This window comes from Streptomyces sp. MCA2 (genome assembly GCF_023544705.1).
Classification (GTDB): domain Bacteria; phylum Actinomycetota; class Actinomycetes; order Streptomycetales; family Streptomycetaceae; genus Streptomyces; species Streptomyces decoyicus.
This window is the reverse complement of the sequence record NZ_JAMJFM010000023.1, coordinates 118,289-131,450: the sequence shown is the minus strand read 5'-3', so window position 1 is coordinate 131,450 and position 13,162 is coordinate 118,289. Positions and strand designations below refer to the sequence as shown.

Here is a 13,162-nt window from a genome sequence, read left to right as displayed (position 1 = left end):
GACGACTGGCCCGAGCCCGCCGACCGCTTCCCCGTCGTCCCCATGACCACGCTGCTGGAACTGGCCGCCGAGGCGGCCCAGGAGGCGCGGCCCGGACACCTCGTCACCGGCTACTCCGACGTACGGGCCCTGCGCTGGCTGCCCGTCGCCCCGCCCGTCGACCTGGCCGTCACCGCCACCCCTGCCGACGACGGCCGGGTACGGGTGAGGCTCGGCGACCACGCCGCCGTCACCGTCCACCTCGCGGCGCACCACCCGTCTCCGCCGCTGCCCGACCCCTCGCCCCTGACGTCCTGCCAACCGGCGCCCGTCAGCGCCGAGGCCCTCTACCGGGACCGGTGGATGTTCCACGGCCCGGCGTTCGCCGGGGTCCACGAGGTCGGCACGCTCGCCGCCGACGGCATCCGCGGAACGCTGCGCGCCCTGCCCGCGCCCGGCGCCCTCCTGGACGCCGCGGGCCAGCTCCTCGGCCACTGGATGCAGCTGAAACTCACCGGCGACCGGCTGGTCTTCCCCGCGACCCTGGACCGCGTACGGCTCTACGGGCCCCCGCCCCGCGCGGGCACGCTGCTGACGGCCACCGCCCGGATCCGTGCGGTACGGCCCGGCTCGGTGCGCGGCGATGTGGAACTGCAAGGTCCCGACGGCGGCGTATGGGCGCGGCTGGAGGGCTGGACGTACCGGCGGTTCGGAGCGGACGAGCGGGTGTGGCCCATGAAGTTCACCCCGGAGGTGTGCGGCATCGGCGAACCCCGGCCGGGCGGCTGGTGCCTGGCCCGGCGACGCTGGTCGGACCCGGCCTCGCAGGAGCTGGTCATGCGCCGCTACCTGGGCGCGGCCGAACGCGCCCGCTACGAACAGTGCGCACCGCGCGCCCGCGCGGCATGGCTGCTGGGCCGGATCGCCGCCAAGGACGCGGTCCGTGAGCTGCTGTGGGAGTCGGGAGCCGGGCCCGTCTTCCCTGCCGAGGTCCCCGTCGGCAACGACCACCACGGCCGCCCCCGGCCCGAGGGCCCGCTCGCCGGCGGGGTCCATCTCTCGCTCGCGCACAAGGACCATGTCGCCGTCGCCCTCGCCCACCGGTCGGGCCCCGTCGGCATCGACATCGAGTCCGTCACCGACGATCCGCGGGCCCTCGAACGGATCGCCCTCACCCCGGCCGAACGCCGTCTGGCGGACGGCCTCCACGCCCGGGAGGCACCCGGCCCGGGCACCGGCCGCGCCTACTGGGTCACCGCCCTGTGGTGCGCCAAGGAGGCCGCGGCGAAGGCGGCGGGCAGCGGCCTCGGCGGCCGGCCGCTGGAGTGGTCCGTGACGTCCGCGCCGGGCGGCGCGCTCCGGGTGGTCTCCCCGGAAGGCCGGAGCCACCTCGTCCACCTCGACTCCGTCCACGACCTGTCCGCGCGCCATGTCGTCGCCTGGACCGGGCCGCCGCCCGAGGACCGGACGGGCACCGACACCCCCACTCCCACGGAGGCCACCCATGGCAGCTGACCCGTTCCCCGAGCGCGCCCGGACGATCCTCGCCGAGATCACCGACATGCTGGTGCGCGTCGTCGGCGACGAGCTGCTCGTCGTCGGCGAGATCACCCCCGCGACCACCTTCAACGACGATCTGGCGCTGGAGAGCATCGAGTTCGTGGCCCTGGCCGAACTGCTCCAGCAGCGCTACGGCAGCTCGGTGGACCTCCTCGGCCTGCTCGCGGAGAAGGACATCGACCAGATCCTGGCCATGACGGTCGGCGAACTCGCCGTCCACATCGACCGGGCCACCGCCGCCGACCAGGCCTGCGCGGGCTGAGCGCCCCATGGCCCTGACCCCCGCAGGCGGGCTGCGCCTGCACACCCAGCGGCTGCCGGGCCGCGGCGGCGGCCCCACGGTCGTCTTCCTCCACGGCCTCGTGATGGACAACCTGTCGAGCTTCTACTGCACCCTGGCGGGCCCCGTCTCGCGGGCGGGCCATGAGGTGCTCCTCTACGACCAGCGCGGGCACGGCCGCAGCGAACGCCCGCCCGGCGGCTACGACAGGGACACCGCGGTGGACGATCTCGCCGCCCTGCTCGCCTCCCTCGGCCTCGACCGGCGCCCGGTCCATCTGATCGGCAACAGCTACGGCGGTGTGCTCGCCCTGCACACCGCACTCGTCCGGCCCGATCTGGTCGCCTCACTCGTGCTGATCGACGCCCAGCTGACCGGCGACTGGGTCGAGGACATGACCGACACCCTCTCCGTCGCGGCCCTCGGCCTCGAACACCGCCGGCTGCCCGAGCAGCTCGCCGCGCTCGGACGGCGCAAGCAGGCCCGGCTGACCGCCGGCGCCGACGCCCTGCTCAACCGCACCACCCTGATCGAGGACCTCGCCGCGGGCAGCGCCTTCACCGCCCCCGACTTCGCCCGGCTGGCCTGTCCGGTCCTCGCCGTCTACGGAGAGCACTCCGAACTCCTGCCCGGAGCACGGGAACTGGCGGGCGCCGCGCCGGACTGCGAGCTGTGTGTGCTCCCCGGCGTGGGGCACACCGTGCTCAACGAAGCCACCGCAGGGCTGTGCGCCGCGGTGCTGGCACGGCTCGGCGCCCCGGCCGGGGCGGTGACCGGATGAGAGTGCTGTTCGTCGTCCCGCCGCTGGTCGGACACGTCAACCCGACGATCGCCGTCGCCGCCGAACTCACCGCACGCGGCCACCAGGTCGCCTGGACCGGCCCCGCCGCGGCCCTCGCGCCGCTGCTTCCCGCGGGCTCCCTGCTGTACCAGGCGGGAGACGGGGACGCGGCCGACAGCACGGACGTCCTGCACGGGCGGTGGCGCGACCTACGGGGCATCGCGGCCCTGCGCTTCCTGTGGGCGGAGGTCCTCATCCCGCTCGCCCGCGCGATGCTGCCCGGCGTGCACACCGCCGTCGAGGCCTTTGCGCCCGATGTGCTGGTGGCCGACCAACAGGCCCTGGCAGGGCCGCTGGTGGCGCGCCGCCACGGTCTGCCCTGGGCGACCTCGGCGACCACCTCGGCCGAGTTCACCCGGCCCTTCGAGGGTGTCCCCAAGGTGGGGGAGTGGGTGGCGCAGCGCATCGCGGCGCTGCTCGCCGAATCCGGGGCGCCCAGCGGCTGGGACCCGCGCTTCTCCCCGCACCTCGTCCTGGTCTTCTCCACCCCCGCGCTCATCGGGGACGGCGGGCCGTCCGGGGACGGGGCGCAGGCCAGCGGGGCGGCCGACGGCGCGCCCGGCGCTGCCGCCCGCCCCGGAGGGCGGAGGTACCCGCCCCACTACGCCTTCGTCGGGCCCGCCTTCGGCGCCCGCCCGTCCGCCCAGGACTTCCCGTGGCACCGGCTCGACCCCGGACGCGCGCGGGTGCTGGTCTCCCTCGGCACCCTCAACCGCGAGGCGGGCGCCCGCTTCTACCCCGCGGTACTGCGCGCCGCGGACGCCCTCGCGGACCGGGCACAGCTGATCCTGGCCGCCCCCGTCGACCTCGCCGGGACCGTCCCGCACCACATGGTGCACCAGGAGTACGTCCCGCAGCTCGCCCTGCTGCCGCACCTCGACGCCGTGCTGTGCCACGGCGGCCACAACACCGTCTGCGAGGCGCTGGCCCACGGACTGCCGCTGGTCGTGGCGCCCGTCCGCGACGATCAGCCGATCGTCGCCCGGCAGGTGGCCGAGTCCGGTGCGGGAGTGCGGGTGCGCTTCGGCCGGGCCCGTGCGGACGAGCTGCACCGGGCGCTGGCCGCCGTACTGGACGAGCCGGCCCACCGCCGTGCGGCCCGCCGCATCCAGGCGTCCTTCGCCGGGGCGGGCGGCGCCCGCACCGCGGCCGACCGCCTGGAGAAGCTGGCGCCCGACGCCACGGGCCCCGGCCGGCACCCCGCCCCGCCCGGACCCGGCACCGCCCCGACCGAGAACGAGAAGGGACCGTGAGCCAGATGACGCGAGCGCACCGTTCGGGACGCCGCACGCGATGGGTGGCGGCCGCCGCCGTGACGGCCCTGGGAGCGGGCACCGTGCGCGCCCGCCGCAGGCTCGCCGCACTGCCCGTGCTCGCCCCCGCCGGGCCGTACGGCGCCCCGCGGCCACCGCTCCCGGGCTGGCACCTGATCACCGCGCCCGGTGTCGCGGCCGACGAGGCGACCGTGCGCGCCGCGGCCGGCCACGCCGTACGCGAAGGGCTGGAGGTCGTGGACCTCGTCCCGGCTCGCCTGGACGCCGAAAGCACCCTCGGTCTGCTCCGGCTGCTCGACCCCGTGGCCCACCGCACCGACCGGTGCGCCCCGGGGCAGGGCGCGGGCCACGCCCTGCTGGTGTCCGACGACGTCCACCGGCGGGCCGGGCTCGACAGCGCCGTACCGCCGGGTTCGACCGCCGATCTGCTCCGCCTCGTCCGCACCCTGAAGGAGTACGCCCCCGACGCCACCGGCTGGGCCATCGCCCCCGGTCTGACCGTGCCGCCCCCCGACCCCGCGCGGCACGCCGAGGAGCTCCGCGCCCGCGGACTCCCGCCGGGCCTGTTGTCCGCCGCCCGGCTCGCCGGCCTCGCGCTGCTGGTGAAGTGCCTGGTCTCGGCGCCGCGTTGGGGCGCGGCGGCCACTGCCCTGTACTGGCTCCAGCCCGCCGTCGTCCTGGGCCCGGCCCGGGGACCCCGCCCCGTCGGCCTCGCCCGCGACACCGCCGCCCGCCCGCTGCGCGCCCTGTCCGGCGCGCTGCGGACCCTCGCCACACCGGCCGCCGACCCGCCCGACGCCGCCGGCGACACGACGCGCCGGGCCGCCTACACCGCCGAACTGGCGGCCGGCACGGACCGGTTCTTCGAACCCCGCCGCCCGGACTGCCCCTGGTGCTCCGCACCCGAACCCGCCGTGCGGCTCCGCACCCCCGACCTGCTCCAGGGCAAGCCCGGCCGCTTCACCCTCGAAGAGTGCCGCCACTGCGGCCACATCTTCCAGAACCCCCGCCTCACCCGGGACGGACTCGACTTCTACTACCGCGACTTCTACGAAGGCCTCGGCGGCGACGGCGCCGCCCTGGTCCTGGGCCGGATGAGCGACACCTACCGCGCCCGCGCCGAAATGCTCCGGCCCTTCACCACCCCCAGGGCCTGGCTCGACGTCGGCACCGCCGCGGCACACTTCTGCAACGCGGCACGCACCGTATGGCCCGACACCCGTTTCGACGGACTGGACATGGGCGAAGGCGTCCACGAGGCCGCCCGCCGGGGCTGGATCGACACCGCCTACCAGGGCCAGTTCCCCGACCTCGCCGGCCGGCTCGCCGGCCGCTACGACACGGTGAGCATGCACCACTACCTCGAACACACCCGTGACCCCTTCGCCGAACTCGACGCGGCCGTCAAGGTCCTGGCCCCCGGCGGCCATCTGCTCATCGAACTCCCCGACCCCCGCTCCCGGGCCGGCCGGCTGCTCGGCCGCTACTGGCTGCCCTGGTTCCAGCCCCAGCACCAGCACCTCATGCCGTCCGGGAACCTCGAACAGGCCCTGACCGCACGGGGATTCACGATCCTCGCCGTGCAGCACGGCGCGGCCCACCAGTCCAACGGCGACTTCCTCGGCGCCGTCGCCCTCGCCGCGAACGGACTCGCCCCCGACCCGGACGCCCCCTGGTCCACCGTCCCCGCCACCCCGGCCCGGCGTGCCGCCCGCAGCGCCGTTCAGGCCATGGCGGTGCCCTGCTACGCCGCCGCGCTCGCCCTCGACGCGCTGCGCACCGTGGCGGCCCGCGCCACCGACGGCGGCAACGCCTACCGGCTGCTCGCCCGCAAGGAGCTGGGGTGAACGCGGGCGGCCTGGCGTACCGCACCACGGCGGACCCGCTGCTGCGCCTGCTCTCGCACGGCTTCGCGACGGCGTACCACCGCCCGCCCGACGCCGTGTGGCGGGCCCCGTACGCCTTCCGGGTCGCCGCGGCCGCCGTTCCGCCCGGCCCGCCGCACACCGGGACCGCGCCACGGACCGACTGGTTCGCGGCGGCCGGGCATTACGTCGACGTGGCCGTCGCCCCGCGCGTCGACGGAGTGCTGCGCTGCGGCTCGCTCAACCACCCCGCCGAGACCGCCGAACTCCCCCTCACCGGACGGGCCGCCCGCGCCCCCGGCTGGGCGGCCCGCCCGTATGCCGTGCTGCGCGCCCTCGCCGCCGCCGGATGCGGACGGGGCGGCGCCGATCTCCAGCTGAACGCCCCGCTGCCCGAGGCCGTGGGGCTGCCCGTCGCCGAACCGCTGGAGTGCGCGGTCGCCCTGGCCGTCGCGGGCGCGCACGCCGGCCGGGGCGGGTGCCCGCCGAACCGCGCCCAGTTGGCGCGTCTCCTGAGCGCCGCCGTACCCGGCGACGACGGGCTGCGCCGCGCCGTGCTCTTCGCCCGGGCCGGCCACCTCCTCGCGGCCGACGGCAGCACCCAGCAGCCGCTGCGCGCCCCTGACGGCAGCCCAGATCCCCGTCTGCTGCTCCTGACGGCGCGCCTCACCACCGGCGGGGACGCGGGCGCGGACGGCGGTGCCGCGGCCGGCGCCACCCCCTCCTCCGTGGCCACCGGCCTCGCCACCGCGGTCCGTGAAGCCCTGCGCGCCGGTGCGTGGTCCGCCTGGTGGCCCGGCGCCCGCCCCGGCCGCAGTGTGCTGCTGCTGGTGCCCCGGGACCGGCGCGCGGCGGTCCGGACCGCCGCCGCCGATGCCTTCCGCGGCTGCGGCCTGCCCGTACCCCGCATCCTGCGGATCGCCGTCGCGGACGCGGCCCGCCGCGAGGACTGACGACCCGACCCCGGCACCCTCAGGCAAGGAGGGAGACCTCATGAAACGCACAGCGGTCCATCTGCGCAGGGCACTCGTGGCGATGATCGGCGCGCTCGGGCTGACCGTCGCCGCCACCACCGCCGACGCGCACACCACCCCCACGGGCACGGTGGTCCACGCGAGCGGCACCGGCACCCGGGCGGCTCTGCCGTCCTACGACCACCTCGTGATCGTCGTCTTCGAGAACAAGCAGTACGGCGAGATCATCGGCAGCTCCCAGGCGCCCTACCTCAACCAACTCGCCCAGGGAGGCGCCGAACTGACCGGTATGAAGGCGCTGACCCACCCCAGTCAGCCGAACTACTTCAACCTCTTCTCCGGCACCACCCAGGGCGTCACCGGCGACGGCTGTTACACCGCGCAGTCGATGACCGCCCCCAACCTCGGCCAGGAGCTGATCGCCGCCGGCAAATCCTTCGCGAGCTACAACGAGGGCCTGCCGGAGGAGGGTTCCACGACCTGCTCCGCCGGCCGGTACGCCCAGAAGCACAACCCCTGGTTCGCCTTCAAGAACGTGCCGCTGAACACCGGAAAGACCTTCGCCCAGTTCCCCAAGGACGACTTCACCAAGCTGCCCACCGTGTCGTTCGTCATCCCGGACATGTGCAACGACATGCACGACTGCGCCGTCGGCAGCGGCGACACCTGGCTCAAGAACAACCTCGCCTCCTACGCCACGTGGGCCAAGGACCACAACAGCCTGCTGATGGTGACCTGGGACGAGGACAACTACCTCGGCTCCAACCGGATCGCGACCGTCTTCCACGGAGCCCATGTCACACGGGGCAGCGTCAGCGGCGCCTACAACCACTTCAGCCTGCTGCGCACGATCGAGGACATGTACGGCACCGGGCATGCGGGCAATGCCGCCACCGCCGCCCCCGTCACCGGGGTGTTCGACACCGACGGCACCGAGCCGCCCGACGGCGGCCTCCAGCTCACCGCCCCCGGCCCGCAGACCTGCCGCTTCGCACAGGAATGCACCGTCCAGCTGACCGCCACCGGCGGCACACCCCCGCTCACCTACCGCGCCACCGGTCTGCCGCTGGGCCTGGGCGCCGACGCCGCGGGCGGCCGGATCGGCGGCAGATCCTGGCAGACCGGCACCTTCCCGGTCACCGCCACCGCCACCGACTCCAAGGGCGCCACCGCCACCGCTGCCTTCCCGCTCACCGTCAACTGGTTCTGAGGAACCCGCGGAAGGATCTCCCCACGCCATCCATGCCGTTCCCGGCGACCACGGCGCGGGCCTCCGGAAGGTGCCCGCGAACGGCGAAGGCCACCCCCGCAAGGAGGTGGCCTTCGCCGTCTCGCCCGCCGTGCGGGGCCGTGAGCGCCGTCAGCGGCGCCGCACCAGCGGGAACGGCAGCGTCTCGCGGATCGACAGACCGGTGAGGAACATGACCAGCCGGTCCACGCCGATGCCCAGACCACCGGTCGGCGGCATCGCGTACTCCAGGGCCTGGAGGAAGTCCTCGTCCAGCTCCATCGCCTCCGGGTCACCGCCGGCCGCCAGCAGCGACTGGGCGGTGAGCCGCCGCCGCTGCTCGACCGGGTCGGTCAGCTCCGAGTAGGCGGTGCCCAGTTCGGTGCCGAACGCGACCAGGTCCCAGCGCTCGGCGAGCCGAGGGTCCTTGCGGTGCTGCCGGGTCAGTGGCGAGACATCGGTGGGGAAGTCCTTGTAGAACGTGGGGAGCTGGGTCTTCTCCTCCACCAGCCGCTCGTACATCTCCAGCACGATGTCGCCGCGGCCCATCTCCGGCTTCACCGGCACCGCCGAGGCGGCGCACAGCCGGCGCAGCCGGTCCGGTGCGGTGTCCGCATCGACCTCTTCACCGAGCGCCTCGGAGATCGCGCCGTAGACGGTCTTGACCGGCCAGATCCCCGAGATGTCGTGCTCGACGAGCCGGCCGTTCGCGTCCGCCTTACGGGCCGTGGCGCTGCCGAACGCGTTGATCGCGGCGCCCTGGATCAGCTCCCGGGTCAGGTCGAGCATCACGTCGTAGTCGGCGAAGGCCTGGTAGGCCTCCAGCATCGTGAACTCGGGGTTGTGCTTGTAGGAGATGCCCTCGTTGCGGAAGGTCCGCCCCATCTCGAAGACCTTCTCCATACCGCCCACGCACAGCCGCTTGAGATACAGCTCCGGCGCGATCCGCAGATACAGATCGAGGTCGTAGGCGTTGATGTGGGTCTGGAACGGGCGGGCGTTGGCGCCACCGTGGATCTGCTGGAGCATCGGCGTCTCGACCTCGAGGTAGCCGCGGTCGATCAGCCCCTGGCGCAGCGCCTGTACGGCCGTGCTGCGGGCCCGTACGTTGTCCCGCGCGTCCGTCGAGACCACCAGGTCCACATACCGCTGGCGGACCTTGGCCTCCGGGTCGGACAGCCCGCGCCGCTTGTCCGGCAGCGGACGCAGGCACTTGGCCGTCAGCCGCCACTGCGTCACGAACACCGTCAGCTCACCGCGGTCGCTGCTGCCGACCTCGCCCTCCGCCTCGACATGGTCACCGAGGTCGATGTCCGTACCGAAGCGGTCCAGCAGGTCCTTGCCGCTGCCGTCCCGGGTCAGCGCGATCTGGAGATCGCCCGACCAGTCCCGCAGCACCGCGAAGAGCACGCCACCGTGGTCACGGGTGAGCAGCACCCGCCCGGCGATGCTGACGGACTTGCCGCTGCGCGTGCCGGGCGTCAGGTCCGGGTACTCGTCGCGGACCTCGCCCAGGGTGTGCGTACGGTGCACGCCCACCGGATACGGGTCGGTGCCGGCCTCCCGCAGCCGCTCCAGCTTCCGGTGGCGCACCCGCACCTGCTCGGGCAGCGCGGCCAGTTCCTGCTCGTGCAACTCCTCCTCGGTGGCCGGACCGCTCTGCACCAGACCGAGTTCGTCCAGCGACGGCAGGCCCGCGGTGCTGGCCGGGGCCAGCACCCGCTTCTTGTGGCCCTTGCCCCACAGCTTGCCCAGGCTCGGCACGGCCACGTAGCCCTCGGCGATGCCGGAGGCCAGACCGATACGGGCCAGCGCGCCGGTGTCCGCGTAGCACAGGAACCGCGGGTACCACTCGGGGTTGTACTTCGCGTTGGAACGGTAGAGGGCCTCCAGCTGCCACCACTTGGAGAAGAACAGCAGCAGCCTGCGCCAGAACTTCAGCACCGGCCCGGCACCGATACGGGCGCCCTCCTCGAAGGCGGACCGGAACACCGCGAAGTTCAGCGAGACCCGGCGCACGCCCATGGCACCTGCCTGGGCGCACAGCCGCGCCACCATGAACTCCATGACACCGTTGGGCGCGGAGCGGTCACGGCGCATGACGTCCAGCGAGATGCCGTCCTTGCCCCACGGCACGAACGACAGCAGCGCGATCATGTTGCCGTCGCCGTCGAACGCCTCGGCCAGCAGGCACGCGCCGTCCTCCGGGTCGCCCAGCCGGTCCAGCGCCATCGAGAACCCGCGCTCGGTCTCGGTGTCCCGCCAGGCGTCCGCCCGGTGGATGACCTCCTGCATCTCCTCGTCGGTCAGCTCGGAGTGGCGCCGTACGCGGAAGGTCGCGCCGGTGCGCTCGACGCGGTTGACGGCCTGGCGGGTCACCCGCATCTCGCGGCCGTCCAGGTCGAAGTCCTTCACATGCAAGATCGCTTCGTCGCCGAGCTGGAGCGCGCCGAGGCCGCAGCGGGCGAACGCCTTGGCGCCGCTCTCGCTGGCACCCATGACGGCGGGCTGCCAGCCGTACCGTCCGGCGACCTCCAGCCATGCCTCGATGGCCTGCGTCCACGCCTCGCGGTCACCGACCGGGTCACCACTGGCCAGACAGACACCGGCCTCGACCCGGTAGGTGACGGCGGCCTTGCCGCTGGGGGAGAAGACCACGGCCTTGTCGCGGCGGGAGGCGAAGTAGCCGAGCGAGTCCTGGCTGCCGTAGCGGTCGAGCAGCGCCCGGATCCGGGACTCCTCGTCGCCGTGCAGCGCGGCCTCCATCCGCTGCGAACGGAACAGCGTGAGCGCGGCGTTCAGCTCCGCCAGCGCGCCGAGCAGTCCGAGGACGGCGCTGGTCCAGTGTGCCGGATGGCCCTCGACCAGCCGGCCGCCGACCAGTCCGCCGCAGACGCGGTTGGCCGCCCACAGCAGCCGGTTGGCGCCGCCGGGCTCCAGCGTGCCGGGGGCCAGCGACACCAGTCCCCAGCCGATCAGCACCGCGGCCACGAGCCCGCCGATCAGCACCAGGATGGCGCGCAGGAACGCGCCGCGCCGGGTGATCGCATAGAACTCGCGGTGCGAGACGAGCAGCAGCACCAGCGCTCCGGCACACAGCACCAGGGAGAAGGCGTACTCCCAGTACCCCCTGGCGAGGAACAGTGCGTCCGCCAGGATGACCAGCACCATGTAGGCCACCACGAACCACAGCGCCACCCGTTTACGGGCGGTCATCGCGGCGCCCAGGAGGAAGAGGAACACCGCATAGGCGAAGTTCGGCGCCACCGGGATGGTGAGGGCGTCCAGCCAGTAGATCACCGGGTGGAGTCCGCGCCGGAGCGGCCCGATCAGCGCCGTCAGGGCACAAAAGAGCCCCAGCACACTGAAGATGATGGCGAAGCCATTGGGGACACGGCGCCGGAAGCGCCGCCACCCCGTGAGTTGATCCTGGTCCTGCACGGTGCTCATTCCGTCACACTAGGCTCTGAAAGGGGTCAGCTGCTCGACGCGTGGGCGCTGGTTCTCTGCCACGGGGATCAGCCGTCATGCCAGTCTCCGATCCCGGTGGTCCTGTTGTCTTCCCCTCGTTCGGAGGGTGCGGTGACCTCTACGGGGTCACTCACGTGGACCTTGCCACAATCCCGTCCCATGTCCGAGTCGGTGCAACTCCGGCCGATGGTGAAGTTCAGGTCATAGTCGTCGGCGAAGTAACGGCCGCCGCCGGAGTACACCCCGTCGAGGGCCGCTCGCAACGTGCCGTGGGTGCCCGGTTTCCACTGCTGCGCGGGACGCCAGTCCACCCGGTCCCTGCCGTTGCGGTCCTTCGCCCAGTGGCACGATCCGGCTGTGCGGCGGTCGCCGGTGACGCTCAGGCGCCGCTCGACCGCGGCCCGGTCGGTCACCGGGAAGTCGAAGGTGAGCGTAAGGGGCCGGCCGGCGTCGACCACGGTGCCCGCTGATCCGGGCCCGAGCGTCAGGGTGTTCAGCCCGGCCGCCTTCGCGGTGGTCAGCGACTCCTTGGCCGCGCCGACGCCGCCCTGCGCGTTCCTGGTCCTGGCGACGAGGGAGTACTTGGTGTCCGGGGCGGCTTTCGCCCGGGACGTCCAGAGGGTTCCGCCGTTCCCGAGCCCGCCGGGCAGCCGCTGTCCCCTGGAGTCGGTGACCGTCACCTCGGTCAGCACCCCGCCCTTCGCGGTCACCCGGAGCCTGTCGCCGGCCTGCACGGCGCCGGTCCCGCCCGCCGCGCCCAGCGCCACCTTCACCGGGTCGCCCTGGGGTGCCGGCCCCTCGACGCCCCCGCACGCGGTGAGCGTGCCCACGCCGACCGCCAGGGCCAGAGCGGGTACGGCACGCCGCGGCCGGAACGGCCTGCGGCGGCGGGAGAGGGTCTGGCTCATGTCGGGGCTTCCGTCTGCGGTACGGGGAGGGCGGCGGTGTCGGCCGCTAAGACGGCAGATCGCCACACTTCGTTGCAGGGAGTGATGTGATCCACGACACAGCGATGGGCGGGGGCGTGGTGTGGGGGTGAGTGCCGGAGTGCCGCTTGGCACTTGCGGGGATATGGGCGATTCCTTCCGCGGGGCCGGTCGATTGCAGGCGAGAGGCCGGATCGGTGGCCGGACGGACGGTGAACGGCAGTCGCGCGCGCCGCCTCCGGGCGGGTGGGCCGCACGGCCCGGTCGGCCGCCGTCCACCGCGCCCCGCCACCGGCCCCCGTGACCCGCAGTGATCACCTGATTGGAGCACCCGGACGAGAACCGGACATACCCTGAAATACGCCAAACTGGCCACCCCTTGCTGCCCGTTCGGGCGGCGGTTGAGGAGGTGTGCGTCCCATGGCCATTTCCATCTCGGTCGTACTGCTGCTGGTGATCCTGACCGTGATCTTCCTGCGCAGCGGCAAGCTCAAGATCTCGCACGCCCTGGTGTGTGCGCTGCTCGGCTTCTACCTGGCGAACAGCAGCCTCGCCCCGGACATCCACCAAGGACTGTCCGGCGCCGCCGACGTGGTGAGCAGTGTGCGTCCATGATGGTGGCGGCCTGCCGGAACCTCGTCCTCACCTCCTCGGTCTGACGGCCACCTCCTGGGCCTGGAACCTGCTCTCCCTGGGCGCGCCTTCCCGTCCGGCCCGTCGGCGGCTGGTGCGCGGACCGGGTGCACCCCGCCGTCGTCACGGCC

10 protein-coding genes are annotated in these 13,162 nt (G+C 73.8%); 8 read left to right on the top strand and 2 right to left on the bottom strand.

Translation table 11 applies throughout. The features are described 5' to 3' along the window. The 7 genes from M8I34_RS20435 to M8I34_RS20405 form a co-directional block, all read left to right on the top strand. Positions 1–1,494: 4'-phosphopantetheinyl transferase superfamily protein (locus M8I34_RS20435; protein WP_250050906.1), on the top strand; the 1,494-nt coding region annotated here is incomplete at its 5' end. Beyond that, positions 1,484–1,801: a phosphopantetheine-binding protein gene (locus tag M8I34_RS20430; RefSeq protein ID WP_250050905.1), complete on the top strand. Its 318-nt coding sequence runs from the start codon at positions 1,484–1,486 to the stop codon at positions 1,799–1,801. The genes M8I34_RS20435 and M8I34_RS20430, both read left to right, overlap by 11 nt. A gap of 7 nt (positions 1,802–1,808) precedes the next feature. Continuing rightward, positions 1,809–2,600 carry an alpha/beta fold hydrolase gene (locus tag M8I34_RS20425; RefSeq protein WP_250050904.1) on the top strand — a complete coding sequence of 264 codons (792 nt, stop codon included), beginning with the start codon at positions 1,809–1,811 and terminating at the stop codon, positions 2,598–2,600. A gap of 2 nt (positions 2,601–2,602) precedes the next feature. Next, positions 2,603–3,913, top strand: coding sequence for a glycosyltransferase (locus M8I34_RS20420; RefSeq protein ID WP_374210946.1), 1,311 nt, complete (start codon positions 2,603–2,605; stop codon positions 3,911–3,913). A 5-nt stretch (positions 3,914–3,918) separates the two neighbouring features. Next, a complete protein-coding gene (locus M8I34_RS20415; RefSeq protein WP_250050900.1) occupies positions 3,919–5,781 on the top strand; it encodes a class I SAM-dependent methyltransferase in 1,863 nt (620 codons plus the stop codon). Next, positions 5,778–6,752 (top strand): galactokinase, encoded by a 975-nt coding sequence (locus M8I34_RS20410; RefSeq protein WP_250050898.1) that lies wholly within the window; start codon positions 5,778–5,780, stop codon positions 6,750–6,752. The genes M8I34_RS20415 and M8I34_RS20410 overlap by 4 nt, the downstream gene beginning before the upstream one ends. Positions 6,753–6,792: 40 nt before the next feature. Continuing rightward, positions 6,793–7,983, top strand: coding sequence for an alkaline phosphatase family protein (locus M8I34_RS20405; protein ID WP_308372471.1), 1,191 nt, complete (start codon positions 6,793–6,795; stop codon positions 7,981–7,983). A 150-nt stretch (positions 7,984–8,133) separates the two neighbouring features. Here M8I34_RS20405 and lysX read toward each other — a convergent pair whose 3' ends face one another. Both lysX and M8I34_RS20390 read right to left on the bottom strand, forming a co-directional pair. Next, positions 8,134–11,451: a bifunctional lysylphosphatidylglycerol synthetase/lysine--tRNA ligase LysX gene (gene lysX / locus M8I34_RS20395; RefSeq protein WP_250050896.1), complete on the bottom strand. Its 3,318-nt coding sequence runs from the start codon at positions 11,449–11,451 to the stop codon at positions 8,134–8,136. 68 nt (positions 11,452–11,519) lie between these two features. Then, positions 11,520–12,380: an Ig-like domain-containing protein gene (locus tag M8I34_RS20390; protein WP_250050885.1), complete on the bottom strand. Its 861-nt coding sequence runs from the start codon at positions 12,378–12,380 to the stop codon at positions 11,520–11,522. Between the two features lie 438 nt (positions 12,381–12,818). On the opposite strand from M8I34_RS20390, the gene M8I34_RS20385 reads away from it, so the two are divergent. Beyond that, the gene (locus tag M8I34_RS20385; protein ID WP_030088015.1) at positions 12,819–13,013 is read left to right on the top strand and encodes a hypothetical protein; all 195 of its coding nucleotides are present in this window, start codon (positions 12,819–12,821) and stop codon (positions 13,011–13,013) included. The last annotated feature ends 149 nt before the right edge of the window (positions 13,014–13,162 follow it).

Excerpts from the sequence above, each read along its gene's own strand:
- M8I34_RS20425 (WP_250050904.1), top strand. The coding sequence starts at position 1,809 with ATGGCCCTGACCCCCGCAGGCGGGCTGCGCCTGCACACCCAGCGGCTG.
- M8I34_RS20405 (WP_308372471.1), top strand. The coding sequence starts at position 6,793 with ATGAAACGCACAGCGGTCCATCTGCGCAGGGCACTCGTGGCGATGATC.
- M8I34_RS20385 (WP_030088015.1), top strand. The coding sequence starts at position 12,819 with ATGGCCATTTCCATCTCGGTCGTACTGCTGCTGGTGATCCTGACCGTG.
- lysX (WP_250050896.1), bottom strand. The coding sequence starts at position 11,451 with ATGAGCACCGTGCAGGACCAGGATCAACTCACGGGGTGGCGGCGCTTC.
- M8I34_RS20390 (WP_250050885.1), bottom strand. The coding sequence starts at position 12,380 with ATGAGCCAGACCCTCTCCCGCCGCCGCAGGCCGTTCCGGCCGCGGCGT.
- M8I34_RS20415 (WP_250050900.1), top strand. The coding sequence starts at position 3,919 with ATGACGCGAGCGCACCGTTCGGGACGCCGCACGCGATGGGTGGCGGCC.
- M8I34_RS20430 (WP_250050905.1), top strand. The coding sequence starts at position 1,484 with ATGGCAGCTGACCCGTTCCCCGAGCGCGCCCGGACGATCCTCGCCGAG.